Here is a 24,323-nt window from a genome sequence, read left to right on the forward strand (position 1 = left end):
TTAATAGACAAAGTCCCGATTTTTTATGACCAGATTTAGCCGTTGCTCAAAGAACTTTACCGTCAATATTGATTTGGGTATATTCTTCATTAAGAGTTGACAAAATCTCTTTTGACCAGCGATAAAGACTGTCTAAAAAGGCTTCTTTAGCTAAAAATTTTAGGACTCTGTTAAAAGTATCATGCATAGATATACCGTTGGGGAATTCCAGAAATGTCCGAAAAAAAGGCTCCTTTGGAATACTATAAAGCGCAATATCTTCAAAATCGTCCGCTCCGCATACGCAAGCACACAATGATATTACTAAAATGTCTAAAAGATTATGCTTCTTGCGGCGATTTATGCGAAAATCGGGAACGTCTTTAAAGAAAGTTTACCAGTTCATCTGACAAAGTTCCTAATTTTATAAATAACTCGCATTTTTAAATGAATTCAACCTGGATTATTGTCGAATGTTTTACCTTGTCTATAAGATAATCTTTTGCAAAAAGCCTTATAAAAGCACAGTACTTATCTGTAGAAAAGCAGACATCAGTTTCCATTGACTCTGAAACGGTTATTAATCAATGGGAAAATCATTAAAAGATAAATTTTGAAACAAACGATTACCGTCTGAGATTCAGTATTTTCTTCACGAGATTTCCTACCTCGTGTGGCTTTCATCTTTGAAGGAATTTTACTGCTTCAAGTTAGCGAACAAATTAGTTGCCCTACACTTTTCGATGCATTCGAAAGGTTATACCAAAATTGACGAAGAATCATTTTATACGTAATACTTATTATAGATAATTACTTCTCAAAATCGGTTTCGAGCAATTGTTTTTCGTTAAATAGCCCACCGCCCGCAGGCTTTTTATCCCGTAATTTTTTAACATCACTTGCAGAAATATTTTTACCATCTATGGCAAAAGCATTTTGAGTATAACGAATAATATCGGCGATGTCTTCATCGCTCAAATCTTTATTATTGGCTAATCCCGGCATTTCATTGTTGAGTTGATATTGCTTTCCATTAACGGATATTGGACCACTTAATCCATGCAGAAGAATAGAAGCTAATCTTTTCATGGAGCCATTTATATATTCCGAATCCTTTAGTGGCGGAGCTAAATCTTGAATACCTTTTCCATCGGCACCATGACAAGCAGCACAGATAGAACGGAATAATTGTAAACCTTTGGTTCGGTTATCCACTACATTGACCTCTTTAACAAAAATTGGATTTAACGTTTTTTTCTGATGATTGTTGATAGCTATCGTCAAATTATTTTTGAGCAAAGCCGATGGATTTTGAGTATTCAAATATTGCTGTTCTTTTCCATCAAGACTACTCACAATTGCTTCTTGAATAATTCGTTTTTCGGCATATTTTTTTTCTATTTGGGCAAGAATTGGTGGAATTCCATTATCATTCGTTTTAAGCCAAGCGTTTAAAGCAAAAGCCAAGTAAAGGTCGATAGTTTCATTATTTTGTACCAGCAATTGCGTGCAAATCGCTTTTATTTTTGCCGTGTTTTGAATGGTTGCAAAATATTCAGAAAGTCCTAAAGCATGAGAAATTACTTCTGGTTGTTTAGATTTAGTCAAAACATCAGATACAATACCGAAAGTCAGGGCATTTAGACCATCTAAAACATAAAGTGCATGAATGGCTGTTGAATATTCATTATTGACTTGAGTAAGAGCAATCAAATCTTTTACGATGGTTTTATCTTTTTTCTGAATTAATATTTGTTGAACTCTATCTCTCAACCAACCATTTGGGTGACTCAATAATGCCAATAAATCTTTGTTTGTTGCTTTCGTCAAATCTGGTATTGCGTGAAGTTTGGTAGTTTTATTCACTACTTTTAAGATCCGTCCTGCATTTTGCAAAGTATCTAATTTCTTGTTTGCCAATTGCTCGGCCAAATATTGAGAAATATAGGCTTTGTGCTGAATAATGCCTCGGTGCATATCCACAATATACATGGCACCATCGGGTCCATTAAATAAATTAACGGGACGGAATCCTTCATCTGTTGAGGCAATAAATTCTTTTTCTGCTATTGCTTGGTTAGCAACCGTTTGAATATTGTTAAAGCTTAAAGTATTGCGTTTGATAAGATTCGCTTCGGGTACACACACAAACGCATTTTGGTTATACGCCACAGGAAAAGCACCGCCTCTGTAAATCATTGGTCCGCACGAAGCAGTTACTTCTTTTAAATATCCTCTTTCGTCTAAAATACCCTTTTGATACCCTCGATTCACGGAGGTTTGATGAATTGGGAAAACGCTATTATTAGTTAATTTTTGGCCTTCAGCTGCCGAAGGTTTAAAATATTTATTTCTAATAACCTTGTTTGGCAAAACATAGTCAGCTTGCAGTTGAACACTGTTGTTGTCATAATAAAGTCGTCCGAAATTATCTTTCGTAATTCCCCATTGCCCACGGTATGAAGTTGGTTCTTTTAGCCATTTTCCATTTTTAAGCTGGTATCTAAAGTTATAATTGGCATTATAAATCCAGTTATCAATGTTCATCATCAAGCCATTTGAGGTATGCTCAACATTCCCGCCTTCAGCATAAATTGGGTCAACAAGTGTTTTTTTACCAGGCTTATCGTTTTTAATTTCTACAAACCAAAGTTTTGGACCATCAGAATAAAGTAAACCCCCGTAAACATGCGCTAACGCACGTGGCAGCACGAGTTTATCTAAAAAAACTTTAGAATGGTCAATAATACCATCTTTATCAAGGTCTTCCAAAATTGTAATATGCCCATTTTGTTCCTCTTCTCCGATGCCTTCAAGATTGGGCATGTAACCAATCATTTCTACCACCCACATTCTGCCCTTGTTATCGAAATCCATACTTACAGGAGCTTTTAATAGAGATTCAGAGGCGATTACACTTAACTCAAAACCGTCTTCAATTTGGTAACCTTCGAGTGATACTTTTGGCTCTTTAAAAGAAACGAGATTGAAACCAACCGTAAAGAAGGAAACTATAATTAATGCTATAAATGCGATTTTGGATGATACTTTAGTAGTCATGTGTGATAAATTTTTTAATTATTTCGGGGAATTATATAATACAATAACTCCATAATGACGGATATTTGTTTTAAAGAGGATTCAAAAGTGTGGAGTAATTACATTTTTTCTTTTATAGGGTGTAACATTCCAGTCAGATTGTTAATCATAAAGCGTTCTGATAGAAACACTCGTCTGCAAAAAGACCGATTCAAGGTCAGATTTTAATATTAAATGAAGGACTGAGGCGTTGAAATCAAAGCTATGATTTTCCTGAAGCCAAGTAAACGGGTCTGGTTCATTGATAGAAACTTATTTTTCACAATGCAAATTTGCACTATTTTAATATAAATTTCTAAATTTTTCTGTCATTCTCCGTAAACACCACAACTTTTGATGAAATCCCATTACAACCTATCCAAAAACTTTAATAACAAACTTCTGTCCTACTCGTACTTCTTCGTCCACAACTCTCTACAAATTTGGGAATGAGGCTGGATTTATTGCACAGTACCACTTATCGAAATGGTTTTAGTAGTCAATTTTATAAACAATAGACTCTTAGTGAGATAGTGGCGAAGAAGAAAAACAAAAGCATCGGATTCAAAATTGTTTAAACGCTCAAGTGAAATTTCGCTAAAAATAGCACTGTAACTCAAGTAAGATCTTATAAATAATTTAATATTAAGTGAACATTACGGAAACAATACAGTAATATACTCGCCGTAGTTTTGTACTGTGAAATTAAAAAAAGCCATATTTCTATTTGTTGTTGTCATTTTGTCATTAACAAGTTTCTCTTTTAGAAAAGATAAAAGTCAACTTGAATTGATCGAGATACAGGCATCTACCACACCGAAAAATGCGACCTGTGACTTCATCAAAAACATCACCAATTCGGTTGAATTGGAATTAGATGAAGAGCAAGAAGAGCAAGAAGACAATTCTATTGTTTATTCGAACGATTTTATCTCCTCGAATACTTTTGTTAGGGCACCGTTCAAGTTTAATTTCCAATTACAATCTTATTCTTTCCCACAAAGGAATCTCCTCTATATTATTTTCTTAAAAATTCTTATTTAGAATTCTTCTCATTTTCAGTATTTATCCATGTTGCATATTTTTTCAAATATGTAAGTAATTCATTTTTTTAAACTAACGTTATGAAACGTCAATTTACAATTCAACAGTCATTTCGATTGTTAGCATTTTTTAGTATCCTCTTTTTTAGTGGTCAATTATTTGCACAAATCACAACCTCATCCGTATCGGGTCAAGTTAAAGACAAAAGTGGCGCTGAAATTCCAGGAGCAAGCGTAATCGCTACGCACATACCAACTGGTTCAAGATACGGTGTTGCAACAAGTTTCGATGGTCATTATACAATTGCTAATATGAACCCAGGCGGGCCCTATAAAATTGTAGTTACTTCGGTGGGTTTCAAACCTCAAGTTAGAGAAGAGATTATGCTGAATTTAGGTTCAACTTCAAGTTTCAACTTTATTGTAAGTGAAGATGCCACTAATTTGGCTGAAATCGTCGTGAAAGCGGATAAAGGAGGCATAAAATTAGGGGCTGGGACAAGCATTGGAGAGCAAACTATGAAAGTATTGCCAACCTTATCACGTAGCTTAACGGATATGACCCGTATGACTCCGCAAGGAAGTTCTACTAACTCATTTGCAGGCACAAACTTTCGCTATAATAACGTAACTATCGACGGTAGTATTAATAATGATGCCATTGGTTTTAGCCCTTCATTGGGTGGTGTAAGTGGAACATCAGGAATGCCAGGCAGTAGTACCCGTACAAACCCAGTTAGTTTGGATGCTATCCAAGATGTACAAGTTTATATTGCTCCCTACGATGTTAAAATCGGAAACTTTACGGGTGGTTCAATTAACGCCGTGACTCGTACAGGAACAAATACGGTAACCGGTTCAGTTTACGGATTTGGTCGTAATGCAACCATTACGGGTCCAAATAATGCGGGTGATGGAGCAAAAATTCCAAGTGATTATTCAGATTTTCAAACAGGTTTCAGAATCGGTTTACCATTGATTAAAGATAAATTGTTCTTCTTTACTAACGAAGAAATTACTCGTAGAAACGAGCCGATTTTCTACGGAGCAGGGGATGCAAATTCTTTGATTGATGCTGCAACAGCCAGCAAAATCACGAATTATTTGGTAACTAACTATGGCTTTAACCCAGGTGAGACCAATAATTACAACATTTATTCCCGTAGTAATAAATTCTTTAATCGTTTGGATTGGAATATTTCTGATAAACATCAATTATCAATTCGTAACAACTACGTTACTTCAGAAGCATCGAACTTAGAGCGTGATGCAGCCAATTTCCGTTTTGGAAGTATGGACTTCAAACAAGTGAATAATCAAAACTCAACGGTTGCTGAATTAAAGAGTCGTTTCGGAAATGGTAATGTTTCAAACAGTTTAGTATTAGGCTATTCTGATATTCAAGATTATCGTGACCCACTTAGTAGCAGTATTACTGGAAATAATGCCAACAGTCTTTCGTTCCCACAAACTGAGATTTCATACAATGGCGGAACTATTTTCTTGGGTAACGACCGTGAAGCATCTGTTTTCAATATGAAACAAAAAACGTTTGAAATTACTGATAACGTAACATTCTTCAAAGGAAAGCATACATTCTTAGTAGGTACTCACAACGAAATTTATAACATCAACTACGGCTTCGTAAACTCATGGAATGGCCGTATTGCTTACAGAAATTTAGATGAATTTTTAGCAGGAAAAGTAAACCGTGTTCGTGGTTCTTACTCATTTGGAGATAATACAAGAGATTATCTTTACAATAACCCTTACGCAAAATTCACGGTTGGTTTGTATAGCGTATATGCTCAGGATGAAATTCAAGTGAGTGATAACTTCAAACTTTCTCCAGGTATTCGTTTTGATGTAGCCAGTACTGATTCTCCTGCATTAAGTTCTAAAACTACCTCAACCGCTATTGACATCAATGCAGGTACAACTTACACCGCAGGAACGCCATTAAGTCAGGTAAATAATCAGTTATTTGGTCAAATATTGGTTTCTCCAAGGTTAGGGTTTAACTACGATGTTAAAGGAGACAAATCATTGGTAATTCGTGGTAGTACTGGTATTTTTACGGGTAGAATTCCTTTTGCTTGGTTAGGTTATGCTTTCTACAATGACGGTGTTGGGTACGGTGCTTTTGATATTAATAACCGTGCAACAGCTACTAACAAAGGTGATGTATTGAAAGATGGAGCAAAAGCCTTTGCCTTCAATAATGGCCAAGGAAACCAAACTCAGGTAGATGTTATGTCGAATAATTTCAAAATGCCACAAGTATTTAGAAATAGTTTAGCGGTTGATTATACTACAAAAAATGGGTATAAATTCACTGTTGAAGGTATTTATACAAAAACAATCAGCGACTTGAAATTCCAACAAGTCAACTTGAAAGATTCAGTTAAATATTATAGCTACGATACGCAAAAACAAATGCCAATTTATTTATCGGGTGGAGCAACGGGTCAGAAATTAAATACAGCATTCTCTAATGCTTATGAGTTGTCAAATACTTCACAAGGGTATCGTTATAGTGTTACTTTACAAGCCAGCAAAACGTATCCTTTTGGCTTGAACTTTAACATGGCTTATACTTATGGACAGTCTTATGATTTAACTAATGGTATCCGAAATTCAATGGAATCTAACTGGCAGTTGAATCAGTCATTGACACCAAATGACCCTAAATTGTCTTACTCAAACTTTGATATCCGTAATCGTATCATCGGTTCAATTGGACAAACCCTTAAATGGAACAAAAACCAAACAACTACCATCACCGGTGTGATTTCTGCACAATCGGGAGCGCCTTTCTCGTGGGGATTTGTAAATTCAACGATTGCAAATACACCACAAGCAGCAGGTTTAGCGTATGTTTTCAAGGATGAAGCAGAAGCGACAAAGTATTTTGTTGATAAGAAAAACTCAGCAGGTACAGTTACTGAAACTGCCGCTCAACAAGCGACAAACTTTATCAACTTTGTAAATGGAGATGATTATTTAAGCACACGTAAAGGAAACTTTACTGAGCGTAATGGAGGTAGAACACCTTGGAATACTACCATGGACGTAAGAATTCTTCATAATATCAAAGTAGGAGAAAAGAATAATGCCATCCAAGTTTCTTTAGATATTTTCAACTTTACAAATTTATTGAATTCAGAATGGGGTAGAATTTACTTCTCTCCAAATACCTTCAACTCAACAGTGGGCTTAGGATTGGCTCGTGCCAACTCAGGAACTGCTACTGACCCAACTTATACATTCACAAAGCCAACTGCTACTTATTCAATCGACCAATTAGCGTCGAGATGGCAGATGCAGTTAGGGCTAAGATATAGTTTTTAAGTATTTCCCAGAGGTGTCACTCTCTTCTTTTTGCAGAGAGTAAGTCCGAAAGGATTTTCATATTGGTGTAATAAAGCAAATGCCGAGATTTATGGTCTCGGCTTTTCTATTTATATCCTGAATATTCACATCCATTCAATTGAACTCTTAACTTGTACTAAAAATAATTTACCCACTTTTTTTGAACCACTCCTTTTCGTATTTTTAAAAAATTTCATTCAAGCCGAATGCAAAACCTTTTGAACCATTCTGTCCGAAACCATAATCGATGGTTAAATTAGTGTTGGAAAGTTTATTGACTTTGATTCTCAGACCTGTACCGTATCCAAAGTTAATCTTTTCAAATTTATTGGATGAATATTCTGAAAGCGTTGAGGCATTGGTAAAAAATACTCCCCCTAAGAACCCATTTTTTAGAAGGTCAAATCGGTATTCAGATTCTACGTATAGCCAATTTAAACCCCTAAACCTCCCTTCAACATATCCTCTGGCGGTATTATTGAAAGTATCCCAGCCCGTGCTTGGTAAATCAAAATACGGAGGTTTCCCTCCCAAGGTAAGCACTGTGTAACTCCAAAAAGCCAAACGATTTTCAGATTTTTCGGACAAAGGGATATAATGACGTAAATCAAATGTTGCTCCTTGCCAGTTACTATCACTCCCCAAAGCTTTCAAATTTTCTTTGAATTGTAGGTTAATCAGCGAGCCTTTCGATGGATTATTGCTATTCAAACGGTTATCAAATTGAAAATTGAAAGTGATTCCAGACGATACCGACTTGTTACTAAAACCGTATTTATCAAGGTCAGTATTGCTTTTAATTGGATTGTTGGTTTCCGAAATATTCCAGTGATAATCTAAACTATACCCAAGACCCATTTGTATATTGTTAGAAACTTGTTTCAACACTACTTCAAAAATCCTTAATTGAGAGTAATCCACCGCATTGGCATCATTAAATGATGTTTTGCTCCCTAAACCAAAAGTATTTGTCGGAAATTTATAATAACGCCAATCCCCTAATAAGTTCAATTTTTCGTGATTGAGCCATAAATTTGAGCGAATAATATTGATAGATTGTTTGTATTGCGTATAGACATTATCGGTTAGAATCGTGGAGATTTTTGCCTCAGAACCGGGATGGGTATAAAATGAGATATTATTTGCCATTGCAATCAACCCACCGGTCACTAAAGAATACCCAGGATATACAATTGGGGTATAAAAAGGTCCTAAAACATTTTTTTTGACCGAATCCTTTTTACTTAGAGGATTTCCCTTGAAAATTACTTTGAAATAATCCCCAATGTCCTTTTGTTCAATAAACTTTTGGGTAATTTTAAGAGTGTCACTCGTTAAAATCCGTCCAAATAGGTAGTTTGGATAGATGTTAAAAAAATAGGCAAGTATGAAAAATAAGATTTTACGATTCAAATCCTTTGGGTTTTGTTACTCAAATTATTTATTGTTCAAGGTTGTATAGAGCTCAATCAGCTGTTTACGGATTTCATTTTTATCAAATTGGGAAATCAGTTTTAACGAAGTATCGACCCCCAGTTTATAGGTAATTTCATTTTTCATCATTACATTAATCCATTTTACAAATCCTTCATTATCATCAGCATTTAAGTAATTATTTTTGTAGAGCAGTTTGTATTCTGCCAAATTTCGGAAAATTACGGGCATTCCAGAGGCAGCAGCTTCAATGGGCGCCAATGGGCAATTTTCTTGATAAGATGGAAAAATAAACATATCGGCGGCGGCGTATAAACATGGCATTACTTCCAAAGGAAAGATTCCCGCAAATTTGATATTGTCTGAAGCACCGTCAATTTGATGATTTATGTGCCAATATCCATCGGTATAAATCCCAAAAGGCCTGCCTCCGATCCAACGAAATTGAGCATCGGGAACTTGCTTCCCAATTTCTACAAAATCTGCACACCCTTTTCTGTTTTCTAATTGTCCAACCCCCAAAACGCAAAAATCACCTTCTTTAAGTCCTAAGATTGCTCTTCCTTTGGCTCTTAATTCAGGCGTTCTTTTCCATGTTTCAAGCAAGATTGGATTATAAATGCTGACAATTTTTGTATCAACTTTTAAATCTTTGATGGCTTGTTCAACCATTGGACTAATGGCGATGCAAACATCCGAATACGCATAAACTCGTTTCATATACCATCGAAAAAATGGCATCAGAAATTTCCAACCTGGAAATGTTCCTTTTGCCGAATCGGGAATTACGTGCGAAGTATGAATTCTTTTTCCTTTATATCTTAATCCTCTTAGAAAATAGTAGGGTCCATACGTGTGACAGTGCATTATGTCCCCTTTACCGTGATTATTGACGACAACCTCAATGTCGTTTGATTCCTGTAAAAGTTCTAAACAAGTTGAGAATGAAGTACTTACGCCTTCACCATGAATATTATACAATTCGGTTTCGGAACAAAGGTTAATTTTCATCATGGTATAAAATTTAGGTTTAAATATTGACTTATAAAGTTACTTTATTTTAGGGAATGACTTTGATTTTTGATAATATCTTATGGTTAAATAACTAAATAAGAACGTGATTAATAACAGTATTAGGTATTTAAAGTTGGTAAAATATGAGGTAATCATTGACAAATTATTACCCATTAATTTACCGACTGATACACAGATTCCAGACCAAACAAAGGCTGAAATCAGTGCAATGGGTAAAAATTTCTTAGGTTTAATGTGTAAAATTCCAGCAATAATTGAAGTGTAGCCACGAATAAAAGGGGTAATTCTTCCAACCCAAATTGCCCAAATACCCCCCTTAGAGACCCTTTGAGAAGCTCTATTGATAGCTGTTTCAGAAATTGGTAACCATTTCGGTTTGTGTTTAAGTATCTGTTTTCCGAAGAAATAAAAAACAAAATAGAGAATATTAGTTCCTAAAAAATCGGCATCAACGGCTGCGAGTATGACCAATGGAAATTTAAGTGTTCCTTCCGAACACAGATAGCCTGCATAGACCAAAACAAGCTCGTTTGGAATCGGGTTTGGGATGCCTATTTCCTGACTAAAAATAAGTAAGAACAAGGCAAAATAACCGTAGTTGGCAATAAATTGTATTATTTCAGAATTCATAAACAGGATATTAGTTTTATTTACTGTATTCCCCAAAACTATGTTAAATAAAAAAAAACGGAGATGGCATTGCCCTCTACCATTTAAGCAACCCTTTATCTTTAACTGTTTGGGAAAATTCAACCACGAAAGCCTTCCACAATTAAAGATAATACTGTTACTACTTTACATAAACTATTTGTAATTTACACGCCACACTGTTCTGATTTTAAGTAAATTGATTGGTTAAACTCAATGCCATTACTGGTGTTTTATTGAATAAATTTTTTGTTTTTAAAAATGACATTTTAAGCTAAGTCTTGCACCCAAAGCGTTTGGTGTTAATATTGGGTCTGAAATATGCGACTGATAGTAAACTTCCAATCCCGTTGAGAAGTGGTTTGAGAGTTGATAATTGATCCCCATATTAGTTCCAAGAATATTGGTAATGCTTGACAGATTATCATACCGAGCATAAAATTTTCTTTCTCGTTTATCGATTCTATCTTCCGTAAAATAGTTTACCCCGTAAATATTAGAAAATTGAGTCGACCAACTCAGGCCAAAGTAAGGCTTAAATTTGGTACTGAATATCAGATTATAACGTAAACCCATCCCAAATTGATACGATGAAATATTTCTTACATCTGCCCCTCTCACGTGCGAATCCGTTAGATGCGGCAGGTTTTGAGGCAAATTGATAATCCCTTCACGAGCTTCTTGATTCGTAAATGAGAAATTATTTTGCAGAAAATCTAAAACTACTCCCCATCTTTCCTGCCCCTTTCGATTGTTGTACCCTAAAACCGTTCTAAACCCAAATTGTGAGCCATCTCCCAACTGGAAATTATCGCCATTGGGCAATTGATACGCCCCTATCAGACCTACGCTTAAAGAAGATGGAATCAGAGAGAATTGAGGTGAGGTATTGACAAAATCTGCCACCAAAGAATCTGGTTTCACTATTGCTGACCAGTTTTCTCTCATCTTCTCCAAAACCATCTTTTTTGAGTTAATTGCCTGTAATTCATCATATTTATTACGTTCGGTTAAAGTTGCTTCTTGATTATTACCAGTATAATTCTTTTCATAATAAAGCCCTTCATTCCCTTGATTTTGAACAAAAATATTTGGCCTTAATTTAAATCCATCAATTGTTTTATTATGGTAAACAGAGGTTCTGTAAATGGTGTCACGCAAAATAACTTTCTGATATACAGTATCTTGTTTAAATATTTTTGACTGGTTAATCGCTATTAATTGACTTTCTAAATTCTTCAAATGCTGTTTATGTTCCTGTATTTGATAGAATAATCCGCCCGTTATCGCCATCATTAAAACGCCCAAAATACCCAATCCCCACAAAACCCAAACAAGCTTAGCAATCTTACGCTGAAGGTTGAAGCTTTCGAGCTTTCCCGCTAATTTACTCCAGTTTTTATCCGCCAAATCAGGCAATTGAGAACCGAATAATTTGTCAAAATCATGTTCATTCATTTTCCGTAAATTTTATACCATTCTGTTGCTATTGGGAGTGATTAATAATTTTAGTTTATTCATAAGATGATACTTAGTTGCTAATCAATGGTCATTCAGTACCATTAATTCTTGTAATTTTGTTCTGGCACGACTCAAATTAGAAAGGGATGTTCCAATATTAATTCCCAACATTTCGGCAATTTCTTTGTGTGGATAACCTTCGATAATATGAAGATTAAATATGGTTCGATACGATGGTGGTAATTGCTGGATTAAATTACCAATTTCTTCCACAGTGAATTTTTCAAAAATATCCATGTCTATACTCACTTCAGAGGCTTCCTCTACCCCAACGGAAGGTAATTCTCGGTGGCTTTTCCGTAAAAAATCTATACAGGTATTAACAATAATTTTTTTGAACCAAGTAACAAAAACCATATCTTCTTTATACTTGATTATGTTCGTGAAAACTTTCAAAAAACTATCATTTAATAATTCCTGAGCATTTTCAAGATTGGCTACATAACGCACACAAACGGACAATCCAAAACGATAAAAGCTGTTATAAAGCTGTCGTTGGGCATTAGGGTCATAGTTACGACACAGCTTCAATATTTTTACTAAATCGTCTTTTACCATTTCTTGATTTAGACTACGATAATTAGTTGAATCATATTGCGTAGGGAAAATTAATTTTAATTAAAACCTAAATATTCTTCCAATAAATTGGTTATTTATGAACACAAAGGATGAAAATCACGTCGGCTAACTTATTGTTTTACAGTAACTTACGATGTACTATTTTATTTTGTCCCAATACAGGAAGAAATTGCAATCAATAATATATATCCATCGCAAATGAAGACAGTTTTTCTTAAAATGTTAAATGGACTATCATTGTTTGTTTATAACGACGATAAAATAGTATCTCATATAATAATTTGTGGGTATAATTGAAGTAGAATAGTTTTCCAACCCATCTTACTTCAATTATGCCCACAAATTATTATGTGAGATCTGCATCGGAGACGTCTCCCGTGAAAAACCTTACTTTATTCCGCCAAAACCATTATTCTTAATTCTTGGGTAGCCAAAATCATGTTATTCAAAGCTTTTTGCGTTTCTGCCCATTTACGGGTTTTTAAACCGCAATCGGGGTTTACCCATAAATTACGAGCAGGAATATTTACTAACGCTTTTTCAAGTAATTGTACCATTTCGCTCACCTCTGGAACTCTTGGCGAATGAATATCATAAACACCTGGCCCAATTTCATTTGGATATTGAAAATTAGTAAAAACATCCAATAATTCCATTTGAGAGCGGGAAGTTTCTATCGTGATAACATCTGCGTCCATGTCGGCAATGTGCTTGATAATATCATTAAACTCCGAATAGCACATGTGTGTATTAATCTGGGTTACATCTTGGACTTGTGAGGCACTCAAGCGAAAGGCTTCAACCTATTCCCAATCCGCTTTTCTGAGTGGCAAGCCTTCACGAATGGCTGGTTCGTCAATTTGGATAATTTTAATCCCTGCATTTTCTAAATCGACTACCTCATCCCGAATCGCAAGTGCTATCTGAAAGGCAGTCGTCCGTCGTGGTTGGTCGTCTCTAACAAATGACCATTGCAAAATTGTAATGGGTCCTCTAAGCATCCCTTTCATCGGTTTTTTCGTTTTTGATTGGGCAAATTTAGACCATCGAACCGTCATGGGTGTAGTGCGTTCAACATCACCATAAATAATGGGAGGTTTTACACAACGACTACCATAACTTTGAACCCAACCATTTTGTGTAAATACATAACCCGATAATTGTTCTCCGAAATACTCAACCATATCATTGCGTTCAAATTCACCGTGAACCAATACATCTAAGCCAATTTTCTCCTGCCATACAATTGAGCTTTCAATTTCTTTTTCAATAAAATCATCGTATTCTATTTGCGAAATAATACCTTTCTTTAAATTCGCTCTGAGTTTACGCACTTCGTCTGTCTGTGGAAATGAGCCAATGGTTGTGGTTGGAAAAATAGGCAATTTTAATGCTTCCAATTGCAATTTTTGACGGATATAGAAAGGATTTTTTCTTTGAGAATCTTGTTCCGTAATCGCTCCAACTCGTTGTTTTACCAGCGGTTTATGAATCAACAAGGATGTTTTTCTTTTCTCAATCGCTCTTTGATTTTCGGCAAATTCTAAGGTAATAGATAAATCGTATTGTGAATTTGAAAGCCTTTCTAAGGTGACAATTTCAGCCAATTTTTGCTTGCCAAACGCTAACCAACTTTTAATTTCAAGGGTTAAAACGTCTTTATTTTTCTCTAATTCCAAATCACAAGGCGAATGTAAAAGCGAACACGAAGGGGCAATCATTATTCTATCCTCAGCGAAGGTTTTAACGGCTTTTTGAATAAAATCTAAAGCTATTTTAAAATCCGTTTTCCAAATATTTCGTCCATCCACAATGCCTAATGACAATATTTTGTCTGATTTTACAAAATGATAGATTTCTAAAATATCGCCTAATTGTGCAGGACAACGCACTAAATCTATGTGTAAACAGTCGATTGGAAGAGTGGTCGCCAAGTTGATATTATCGCCAGTACATTCAAAATACGTAGCCAGAAGAATCTTCAACGAAGGCACATTTTCTTTGATGGTTTGATAGGCTTTTTGGAAAGCGACTTTTTCATTTTCGGACAAATCCAAGGATAAATACGGTTCATCAATTTGCACCCATGTAGCTCCTTTATGCGCCAATTCTTGCAATATTTCAACGTAGATTGGAAGAATTTTATCCAATAAATCAATTCTATCGAATCCAGATGCTTTTTCTTTTCCTAATAGTAGAAAAGTAACGGGGCCAACTAATACTGGTTTGGAAATGATGCCCAATTGTTTAGCATCTTCAAAATCATGAATTATTTTATCTGAATAACGAGTAAATACCTGATTTTCAGTAAACTCTGGAACAATGTAATGATAATTGGTATCAAACCATTTGGTCATTTCCATCGCACCAATATCCGCTTCTGCCGTCTGTAATCCCCTTGCCATTGCAAAATATACATCCGTTTCTGAACTGTTTTGGCTATTTACTACCACCTGATATCTTTCAGGAATTGCTCCAACCATCAAGGCGGTGTCAAGCACGTGGTCATAAAATGAAAAATCATTGGAAGGAATCAACGTCAAACCTGCGTCAATTTGCATTTGCCAATTTTGGTGGCGAATCTTGCGCCCAATCTTTTGCAACTCATCTTGGGAGATTTTGCCCGCCCAAAATTGTTCTAATCCTTTTTTTAATTCTCTTTGGCTACCAATTCGTGGATAACCTAAATTGTGAGTAATCATTGTCTTTTTGTTTTAAATGAAAAAACTCAAGACACCCAAACCGTCCTTCAAAAGCTGTACGCACACGAATTCTCTAACAGGGCATATACTTAAAAAGCAAATACTCTTTTATACGATTCGATGAAATAAAATTAGTTTAATACGTGGCTTACACCCTTTTCGTGAGCGTGTAATCATTGAGATAGAAGGCAAGTCTCCTGACTTATAACATCTTTCCCGCCCTTCTCATTCTGTTAGAACAATGGGCAACGTGGGGATTGACTTGTTTCAGTTTGAAACGGTTAAATACAGTAGCACGACTGTTCGTGATTCACACACGATTCCTTTTTAATTTTATCTAAAAGTTCCCTTTTAGCAAAAACCAACTATCCGATTGACGGGTATTTTTGAAACATTACAAAGGTAATAGGCTGAGTCTTATAATAATAGAAAATCTACTAATTGATAATATTTTGGTTATTATATCTAAAATAAAAAATAGATATATTATCTGAGAGTGACGATTAGAAGAGTATTAAAATTTTTAACTTCTTCGACTGCGAAAGTGCGTAAAATATTGACCGATAATAGTGTTCCCTTTTATTTTAGGTTTAAAAGAAAGCAAGGATTATTAAAATCTCAAAGACAAGCCTTTGCAGCTTGCTTTTGACTGATAAAAATATTTTGGCTTTATTAAGACACGCTTGGTACTTCTAAAACCTATATAAATTCTTCTGTATTATTGCTGTGTTTATATCTTACTCGGCAAATATTTCACCAATTTAAAAATAAATCTCTATATTATTTAAAATATTTACCCAAAAATAGAGTTCCAAATAACATCATAAACATCGGTTGCCAAAATATCTTTATCCGAAATTTTTTGGTCAGAAATTAACACTGGATAAAATTCTTTACCCGCTAATGTTCCTCCGTGAGAACCTTTTACCAACGTAGCATCCAAAGGAATTACATCCATTAAATATCTAAATCCCAATAGTTTACGAGCTAATTTATAAGCAGCTCTTAGTTTTATGAATGGATTTTTTGGATTCATAAACATTTCCACGGGGTCATAACCTGGCTTTTTATGAATATCCACCAATCTTGCAAAATCGGGAGCTTTTGCATCATCAAGCCAATAATAATAGGTAAACCAAGCGTCTGGTTCTGCCATCACAACTAAATCTCCCGAACGTTCATGGTCGAGATGATGTTCTTTTTTTCCTTCTTCGTCCAACACCAAAGCAATTCCTTCGGTATTTTCTAAAATGGTTTTAACTCGCTCTTTTTCAGATAAATCATTAAAATAAATATGGGCAATTTGGTGGTCGGCGGTTGCAAATGCTTTAGAAATTCCAGCATCCAGTAACTCCAAACCTTGCTCAATTCTGATTGAAATTAAACCATTTTCTCTTAAAATTCGATTAATATGAATTGGGCGACTGACATTATTAATTCCGTATTCCGACAGTAAAATAATGTTTGCCCCCGTGCTTTTATAATGGCTTACTAACTCTTCAACCAATTTGTCAATTTCGCCTAATTCTTTACTGATTTTTGAAAAATCAACGCCAAATTTTTGCAAACAATAATCTAAATGGGGCAAATAAATGAGCGACAAAGTGGGGTCTTCGGCTTTATCCACCCAAATTGAAGCATCAGCAATCCACTTGGAAGATTTGATGTTGGCATTGGGTCCCCAAAAACTAAAAAGGGGAAATGTACCTAATGCGGCTTGAAGTTTATACCGTAAATCTGGGGGTTGTGAGTAACAATCGGGCGCTTTTACACCATCAGCGTGATATTGTGGGCGAGGAGTTACGCTAAAATCAGCTGAAGAATACATATTATACCACCAAAACATTTTGGAACACGTAAACTTCGGGTTGTTCTTTTTGGCGGCTTCCCAAATTTTATCGGCTTTCACTAATTTATTAGACTGCTTCCAAAACTTCACTTCACTATCATCACGGTCATACCATCCATTCCCCACAATTCCATGCGTGTCGGGGAATTTCCCAGTCACATAACAACTTTGAGCCGTGGTGGTTACGGCAGGAAAAACGGGCATAATATGCGTTAAATGATGTTCTGAAAGGTATTTTTTCAAAAAAGGCGTGTGTTCGCCAATCAGGCTTGTACTAAGTCCTACGATATCAATGACTACTGTTTTTTGCATAATGTTGATGAGTTAAGTACCACAGACTGATTGTCTATATTACTGAGCCAAAATACTTTGTACCCAAGCAATTTCACGGATAATAGATTCATTCAGCGGAACTTGCACCGAGGCAGGTAAAACGCCCCACGTGTAAGTTTCTATTTCTAAATGATTGGTAAAAGGCGTTGCTTTTTGAATCGCTAAGGTTTTAACAATTTCTGATTGCGTTGAACTCAATAATCCATACGTTTCCAAGAATAATGGTACGTGAAAATGCACTCGCCACTGGGTATGTTTTCCGTCTTCAAAACTATCAATGGCTTGTTTTAAATCGGGATATTTATCAAATTTTCCATCAGTACGAAGGGCAACAACTTGGTGTAAATACGTTGGTTCATCGTATTGAGCAATGCCTTTTAATTTAGCGACTGCATCAGTCGTAAAATCTACTTTAATGGCTGAGCTTATCTGTATTTTGCCAACCTTAATTCCTAAAGTATTTAATTGGTCGATGGCAGGTTGTGGTTCTTCGTAACTCACCCCAAAATGACAAATATCATAGCACAATTGAATATGCGTATTGATGATTTCTTTAGCTGATTTGGCAGAGATCGACTTTTGAGCAAAATGTTCGATAGCCTGCGGCATTAAAACATTTTGATACCAGTCGATAAATTCTACTGAATTTTCTAAAATTCCATCGGGTTCTGGTTCTATATCAAGGTGTAATATTTTACCTGTTTCTTCCGCAATTTTCATCAATTCGTCCACGACTAACAACATATTTTGCGTTGCAATTTGAACGGCATTGGCTAAACTTTGTTCATCTTTCCACCAAAAACGATACGATAGTGGAGATGTTGAAATACCGCCTTCTGTCAATTGATTTGGTAAGATTTGAGCTAATAAACGGAACATTCTGATGGTATAATCTACTCGTTCTGTACTTGTCCAATCGGGAGCGTGAACATTATCTTTTACCACCACATCATGAAAACCACCGTAAGGAAATCCGTTCATCGTGAAAACGTAGCAATCATTATCTATTAACCATTGTTGAAAATTTTGCAAATTTTGCGGTTCAGACAAATCAATACTCGCCTGATTTGCCAGTCTAAGCCCAATGCCGAAGGGTTTGTCGGGACAAATATTCTTTTTTATCGAAGGAATATTTTCTTGTAATACCGAAAAATGATGTTGCCAATCTTCGCCGGTATGAATGTTGCTGCAATACGTTAATTGTCCGAAAGGAGTTTGCATGGGAATTGATTAAAATATAAGTGGGGGAATTTTTCTTACGATATGCTTAAAATATCGACTGATTTTTTCATTAATTCAAAGTCAATTTCGTGGACTTCTACGCCTTTTCCTAAAGCCTCCAAAAGCGTTATCGTCAATTCTCCGCCCAAATGTTCTCTAAATTCATTGAGCCCTTTCCAGAGATTTATTTTATCGTTGTCAGCTAAAGCAGGATGATAAATTTCAAATCCGAGGGTTTTCAATAATTTGATAATTCGATGAAGTTCTTCTTCCGAAATTTGTCCTTTTAAATGCGAATAAACTGAATCAAGAGCAATTCCGATGGCTACGGCTTCTCCGTGACGAATCTCAAAATTGGTCAAATATTCCAATTTATGAGCTGCCCAATGTCCAAAATCCAATGGACGAGCCGAACCTAATTCAAAGGGGTCACCACTTGAAATATGCTGAACGTGTAACTCGGCACTTCTAAAAATTTGGTAGTACATCACCGATTCATCCCGTTTTGCCATCGCCTCAGCATTAATTTCTAACCATTCAAAAAAGGCTAAATCTTTAATGAGAGCCACTTTTATGGCCTCTGAAATGCCCGAACGCCAGTCTCTATCACTGAGTGTTCGTAAGAAATTCGCATCATTAAAAACGGCAATTGGCGGAGCAAATGTGCCTAAAAAGTTCTTTTTTCCAAAGAAATTAATGCCATTTTTTACCCCAACGCCCGAGTCATTTTGTGAAAGAACCGTACTTGGAATTCTGATGTGTTTTACCCCACGATGAGCAATTGCTGAGGCATATCCGGTAACATCCAAAAATGCCCCACCACCAATCGCCACAACGAAGGAATGACGGTCAATGCCATGATTATCAATGGCTTGCAAAATTTCATCTAAAAATTTAGGGTCATTTTTTACTTGCTCGCCTCCCGGAATAACCAAGATTTCAGAAGCCAGCGACATTGATTCTTCGTTGGCAAAATAATTTTTAATGGCTTCGGGTAAATATGTGTGATTTTCAGCTACTCCTGCATCAATTAAAAATAATATTTTCTTGCGAAAATTAGTGTTTCCGTAGTTTTTCAAAAAGTTTATAAAAGTCTGATTTTCAAGGGAAAACATATTTTCCGTAAAAATGATATTGTACGAAAATGGCACTTGAAACGACTGTTGAATTTGATTCATTGTTTATATTTTAAATTACGTCACCGCAAACATTTTTGCGATTTTGATGGATAATGGTAATAACAATAAAACACCGATGGCCACAGGATAGTTGCCTGAAACGCTTACCCAAGCGGCATCCATTACGATTAATGCCAATACTCCAGCTTTTACTGCCTTGCCAATATTGGGTCCAATCGGGTTTTTAATGGCAACTATTAAGGGATTGAAAATTAGAAAGATGTGCAAAAATACAAAGGGAAGGGTGATGAATAAATTCCCGAATTGATAAGACATAACAATTTGAGAAATACTCACAATGATGTATAAAAATCCTGCAAAATATAAAATTGACCGATTGCCTCCGTGTACTTCACCTCGACTAATCATGGTGATTGCGGCAATGTACAAAACTGGAATAATGCCAATCCACCAAAATTGGTGTAAAGATGAAATCATCACACTCATGCCCAAAAGTAGATTTCCACCCCGACAAAGCCCCATGTTGATGGGTCCAAAAAAGGCGTGATGCTTCCCAAATTTGTCGTAAACTAAAGCCAAAACTGCTACCGAAAAAGCAATAATCATACTTTCAAAACTGACCATTGAGGCACAAAATATACCGATTGCCAGTAATAAGAATCCTAAAATAGTCGCATTTTGTTTAGAAACTTTCCCACTCGGAATGGCTCTTTCTGGACGTTCGATGGCATCTAATTCGGCATCAAAAACATCATTAAAAACAACACCACCGCCGTATAAACCAACCGTTGAAACACTCAGTAAAATAATCGTTTGGATAGATAAAGTATCGGTCGAAAATATAAATTTTGCCAGAGATAAACCCGCCAGAATATCCGCAATTGCCGTCACCAGATTGGCTGGTCGCATTAGTTGTAAGTAATATTTCATGTTTTTTAACGAATTACAATCGCATCTTTGTCAATTCTTGGTTGTTGTCCGCCTCTCAGAATTGTATTTCCGTTAAATTTTTGCGTTTGGTCGATGGTGATAGGTGCTTCAAAATCCGCCACATTTATTTGTCCACTTTGAGCAAAAGCATCAATGGCATTTTGATAGGTTACCAAACGAATATCTTCCTTAGCAATGCCTTTTATTTTCATCAATGCTGCCGTTTTCGGAATAGCCAATGGGTCGCTAATACCCCAATCTGCCGCAGAATTTATCATAATTCTCTCAGAACCATATTGTTTAACGACTTCTACCATGCGTTCGTTGCCCATTTTTGTGAATGGATAAATGGTAAAAGCGGCGTAAAAACCTTGGTCAAGCACCGATTTTACGGTTTCTTCATTGTTATGGTCAATAATTACCATTTTAGGGTCAATGCCATGTTCTAAAGCAATTGCCATACTTCTTTCCGTTCCCTTTTTCTTATCACGGTGAGGCGTGTGAACTTGCACAGGCAAATTCATTTCTTTGGCCAACTCCAATTGTAAACGATAATATTTTTCTTCCGCCGCTGTTTGGTCGTCAAAACCGATTTCGCCCACACCAACAACGCCTTCTTTTAATAAATATAAAGGCAAAATTTCCATCACTTGTTCTGCCAAAGCTTCATTATTAGCTTCACGAGAATTCAGTCCGATGGTGCAGTAATGTTTTATGCCAAATTGCGAAGAACGAAAACGTTCCCAACCAACCAAGCTACTGTAATAATCTTTGAAACTTGCTAAACCCGTTCGGGGCTGACCGAGCCAAAAAGCGGGTTCAATGATGGCGACTACGCCAGCATCAGCCAAAGCCTGATAATCGTCGGTAGTGCGGGAAGTCATGTGAATATGCGGGTCGAAAAATTTCATACCCGAAATCAAATCTTTATAATTACCGTATTCTGTATTAGAAAGAGCAATTGCCGTTTCAGCCTCTTGAAAGTGCGAAGGATTCTGTTTTATTTCGTCGTGATTAAGGCACATATTTTAAATTAATTTAGCTGTTGTATCGTCAAAGTTGATGATATAAATGTGATTTTCTGCCCTTTTTTGTATGATAAATTAGCTTTGAATATCTTCTAAATATTTCCAACCATTCTTTACCAACGTCAATTCTTGATTATCTAAGGGATATTTCAGTAGTAAATCATTTCCTGATAATGAATGCGAGCAAACCAATGTTGCCGCCAATTTATTATGGATGTCATTGCTTAAAAATAAGGTAGTCATATCCTCTAAAATACGTTCATTCAAATAATTAACGACCAAACGCCAAACTTGTGCGGGAACAGTACGTCCAGCCGCCCACCGTTCATGGGCAAAATCTGAGAGCATATCCGCTAAAGCCTGATTGGCACGGCGGTCAATTCCTTGGATTAAATGAATGGGCTTGTCATTGAAAATACATTTTAATACCAATTGATTCCATGCTAAATCAGAAAAATATTTGGCGGCATAAGGATTTCCGAAAGCGAATGAATTAAAGACATCGCCAATGTTAGAACGCACCGCATCAGTGGCACGATGAAGCCATTTTTCGGGCTGACTGAACAAGGGCAAGACTGAGAAGAGCGCAATAGACTCATTGATTTCGGCAGTATCAAAAAGTGTTTCAATTTGGGGAATATAATTTTCATGAGCAGATTTTTCCAATAATAATAGAAGATAAACCCGTACCAATCTATCAAGCGTCCAATACTGAATGTTTAAATCGTCAATATTTATCGCATCACTTTGGATTATTCTTTTGCCCACAAACCGTGGAGTAGCCACAAAAGCTATGGGCAGCAATTGGATATTCGTAAATTTTGAATCAAGCCAAACCAGTTCTTTTTCATTGGCATTCTCATGAATTATTTTTAAAATTAAATCTATTTGCTTCTCCGTCATCGTATTATGAGTACATCAAAATTTGATGTTATTTACATTACAAAATATATTACAAATTTATCGAACTATTAAGTCAGAAAAAATACAATTCGAGTAAGATGTTAAATATTTAGTCGGAACCATGTAAAGAGTTTTAGGTGTAATACATCAAAAAGTGCTTTACAACTATTTTTTATAAACATTGTTAAAAGCTGGCCCCGACTAACGGTGCTACATTTTTTGTGGTGAGATTATCTGGATAATTGCTTTAAGATGGATTCGTAGGAAGTTGATTGATTTTATGGTTGAATTGAAATTTTTCATTTGTATACAACCGTAAAATGAATTGAGAAAAAAATATTGAGGTGGTCGTCTCCTTGATAAAGGAAACCTTATTTGCGTCAATAAGTATATAGTTCCTATTTTTTTTATAAAAAAAGCAGAGTTCTTCACAAGAGCTCTGCTTTTTCTTTATTTCTGTATTTTTAATTAAACCCAAACTTTTTTAGTCCTTCTCTACTCACTTTAATGGCTTCCATTGGTAGCAGACCATCAAAAACTTGATCTTGCTCTACAATATAATATTCCATGCCTGAAAGTTTAGCATTTTTAAGGATACGTCCGAAATCGATAGAACCCTTGCCAACAGGTGCAAAACGTCCCTGATCATCCATGTCTTTAACGTGCCAAATTTTGAATCGGCCCGGATATTTCTGGAATAAACTCACTGGATCAACGCCCGCTTTAGTAACCCAATAAAGATCCATTTGGAAATTAACATATTTAGCATCAAGGTGTTCAAGCAAATAGGTGATTGGTACAATTCCTTTGCTATTTTTTTCAAATTCAAATGCGTGGTTATGATATAAGAATTTTAAACCAGCAGCATCCGCTTTTCGTGCTATGGTATCCAGAACACCTGCAAGCCTTTCTATATCATCAGTCATAGTAAGTTTTTTTGCTTTTGCATCGTAGTTAAACATACCCATCGGTGGTACAGGAGAGATAAAATACTTAAACCCAGCGGCCTTTACATCAGCAATTAATACGTCCGCATTGCTGGTAGTCATAGATCCCATGTGTACACTGATCGGTATAATACCCAAACTTTTCGTGTATGCTTTGAACTCGGCAGGAGTCATGTTGTAAAACTTTCCATCTTTATAATCAACGGCTTCTATGTATTTATAGCCCAAATCTGCCACTTCTTTAAGCGTAGCTTTTGGGTCTTTGCCCATTTCGTTTCTCACGGTATATAGGGTCATTCCACCCCATTTTTTTTGGGCAAACAGACTTGAATTCACTGATAGCAATAAAATTGCTATCATGATTTTGGAAAAGAAATTAATTTTCATGATTAATTTTTGAATGTTAATTTTTGGTATTTACTTTAAAATATTTACACGAATTACGGAATAATATTTAAAAAGTTAGTTTTTTTATGCCGTATAACAATTTTTATTCTGCGTTGTGCTGGGCTAACCGTTTGGATCTAATATAAGACAAAGCTTGTAATTTATGTATTTTCAACAAGTTACAAAAAAATATCC

15 protein-coding genes, 1 pseudogene and 1 riboswitch are annotated in these 24,323 nt (G+C 35.7%); of the genes and pseudogenes, 1 reads left to right on the forward strand and 15 read right to left on the reverse strand.

What is annotated here, in order from left to right:
* Nucleotides 1-46: 46 nt before the first annotated feature.
* Together AC1W31_RS03205 and AC1W31_RS03210 are read right to left on the reverse strand one after the other, a co-directional pair.
* Entirely contained in the window at nucleotides 47-343 is a 297-nt protein-coding gene (locus AC1W31_RS03205; RefSeq protein ID WP_481733020.1) for an ISAs1 family transposase, read from the reverse strand.
* 446 nt (nucleotides 344-789) lie between these two features.
* Nucleotides 790-3,039: a DUF7133 domain-containing protein gene (locus AC1W31_RS03210; protein ID WP_481732959.1), complete on the reverse strand. Its 2,250-nt coding sequence runs from the start codon at nucleotides 3,037-3,039 to the stop codon at nucleotides 790-792.
* Nucleotides 3,040-4,181: 1,142 nt separating this feature from the next.
* Here AC1W31_RS03210 and AC1W31_RS03215 point away from each other — a divergent pair.
* The gene (locus AC1W31_RS03215) at nucleotides 4,182-7,451 is read left to right on the forward strand and encodes a TonB-dependent receptor (RefSeq protein ID WP_481732960.1); all 3,270 of its coding nucleotides are present in this window, start codon (nucleotides 4,182-4,184) and stop codon (nucleotides 7,449-7,451) included.
* A gap of 204 nt (nucleotides 7,452-7,655) precedes the next feature.
* Here AC1W31_RS03215 and AC1W31_RS03220 read toward each other — a convergent pair whose 3' ends face one another.
* The 13 genes and pseudogenes from AC1W31_RS03220 to AC1W31_RS03280 all read right to left on the reverse strand — a co-directional run bounded on the left by AC1W31_RS03220 (nucleotide 7,656) and on the right by AC1W31_RS03280 (nucleotide 24,038).
* Nucleotides 7,656-8,885 (reverse strand): BamA/TamA family outer membrane protein, encoded by a 1,230-nt coding sequence (locus tag AC1W31_RS03220; protein ID WP_481732961.1) that lies wholly within the window; start codon nucleotides 8,883-8,885, stop codon nucleotides 7,656-7,658.
* Nucleotides 8,886-8,909: 24 nt separating this feature from the next.
* Nucleotides 8,910-9,920, reverse strand: a complete 1,011-nt coding sequence (locus AC1W31_RS03225) for a glycosyltransferase family 4 protein (RefSeq protein WP_481732962.1) — start codon at nucleotides 9,918-9,920, stop codon at nucleotides 8,910-8,912.
* 36 nt (nucleotides 9,921-9,956) lie between these two features.
* On the reverse strand, nucleotides 9,957-10,571 hold the full coding sequence (locus tag AC1W31_RS03230; RefSeq protein ID WP_481732963.1) for a DedA family protein: 615 nt from the start codon (nucleotides 10,569-10,571) through the stop codon (nucleotides 9,957-9,959).
* 273 nt (nucleotides 10,572-10,844) lie between these two features.
* A complete protein-coding gene (locus AC1W31_RS03235) occupies nucleotides 10,845-12,047 on the reverse strand; it encodes a hypothetical protein (protein ID WP_481732964.1) in 1,203 nt (400 codons plus the stop codon).
* A gap of 84 nt (nucleotides 12,048-12,131) precedes the next feature.
* Nucleotides 12,132-12,668 carry an RNA polymerase sigma factor gene (locus AC1W31_RS03240; RefSeq protein ID WP_481732965.1) on the reverse strand — a complete coding sequence of 179 codons (537 nt, stop codon included), beginning with the start codon at nucleotides 12,666-12,668 and terminating at the stop codon, nucleotides 12,132-12,134.
* A 413-nt stretch (nucleotides 12,669-13,081) separates the two neighbouring features.
* Nucleotides 13,082-15,391 (reverse strand): annotated as a pseudogene (gene metE, locus AC1W31_RS03245) (5-methyltetrahydropteroyltriglutamate--homocysteine S-methyltransferase).
* A gap of 170 nt (nucleotides 15,392-15,561) precedes the next feature.
* A riboswitch (cobalamin riboswitch) is annotated at nucleotides 15,562-15,772 on the reverse strand.
* Between the two features lie 412 nt (nucleotides 15,773-16,184).
* Complete coding sequence (locus AC1W31_RS03250) at nucleotides 16,185-17,552, reverse strand: alkaline phosphatase family protein (protein WP_481732966.1); 1,368 nt, start codon at nucleotides 17,550-17,552, stop codon at nucleotides 16,185-16,187.
* Between the two features lie 39 nt (nucleotides 17,553-17,591).
* Nucleotides 17,592-18,794 carry a metabolite traffic protein EboE gene (eboE, locus tag AC1W31_RS03255; protein ID WP_481732967.1) on the reverse strand — a complete coding sequence of 401 codons (1,203 nt, stop codon included), beginning with the start codon at nucleotides 18,792-18,794 and terminating at the stop codon, nucleotides 17,592-17,594.
* Nucleotides 18,795-18,829: 35 nt separating this feature from the next.
* Nucleotides 18,830-19,972 carry a 3-dehydroquinate synthase gene (locus tag AC1W31_RS03260; RefSeq protein WP_481732968.1) on the reverse strand — a complete coding sequence of 381 codons (1,143 nt, stop codon included), beginning with the start codon at nucleotides 19,970-19,972 and terminating at the stop codon, nucleotides 18,830-18,832.
* Nucleotides 19,973-19,987: 15 nt separating this feature from the next.
* Complete coding sequence (gene eboC, locus AC1W31_RS03265; protein ID WP_481732969.1) at nucleotides 19,988-20,863, reverse strand: UbiA-like protein EboC; 876 nt, start codon at nucleotides 20,861-20,863, stop codon at nucleotides 19,988-19,990.
* 5 nt (nucleotides 20,864-20,868) lie between these two features.
* The gene (locus AC1W31_RS03270; protein ID WP_481732970.1) at nucleotides 20,869-21,888 is read right to left on the reverse strand and encodes a TatD family hydrolase; all 1,020 of its coding nucleotides are present in this window, start codon (nucleotides 21,886-21,888) and stop codon (nucleotides 20,869-20,871) included.
* A gap of 78 nt (nucleotides 21,889-21,966) precedes the next feature.
* The gene (locus AC1W31_RS03275; protein WP_481732971.1) at nucleotides 21,967-22,794 is read right to left on the reverse strand and encodes an EboA domain-containing protein; all 828 of its coding nucleotides are present in this window, start codon (nucleotides 22,792-22,794) and stop codon (nucleotides 21,967-21,969) included.
* A 464-nt stretch (nucleotides 22,795-23,258) separates the two neighbouring features.
* A complete protein-coding gene (locus tag AC1W31_RS03280) occupies nucleotides 23,259-24,038 on the reverse strand; it encodes a sugar phosphate isomerase/epimerase family protein (protein WP_481732972.1) in 780 nt (259 codons plus the stop codon).
* Nucleotides 24,039-24,323: the final 285 nt, after the last annotated feature.

The organism is Arcicella sp. (assembly GCF_964672035.1).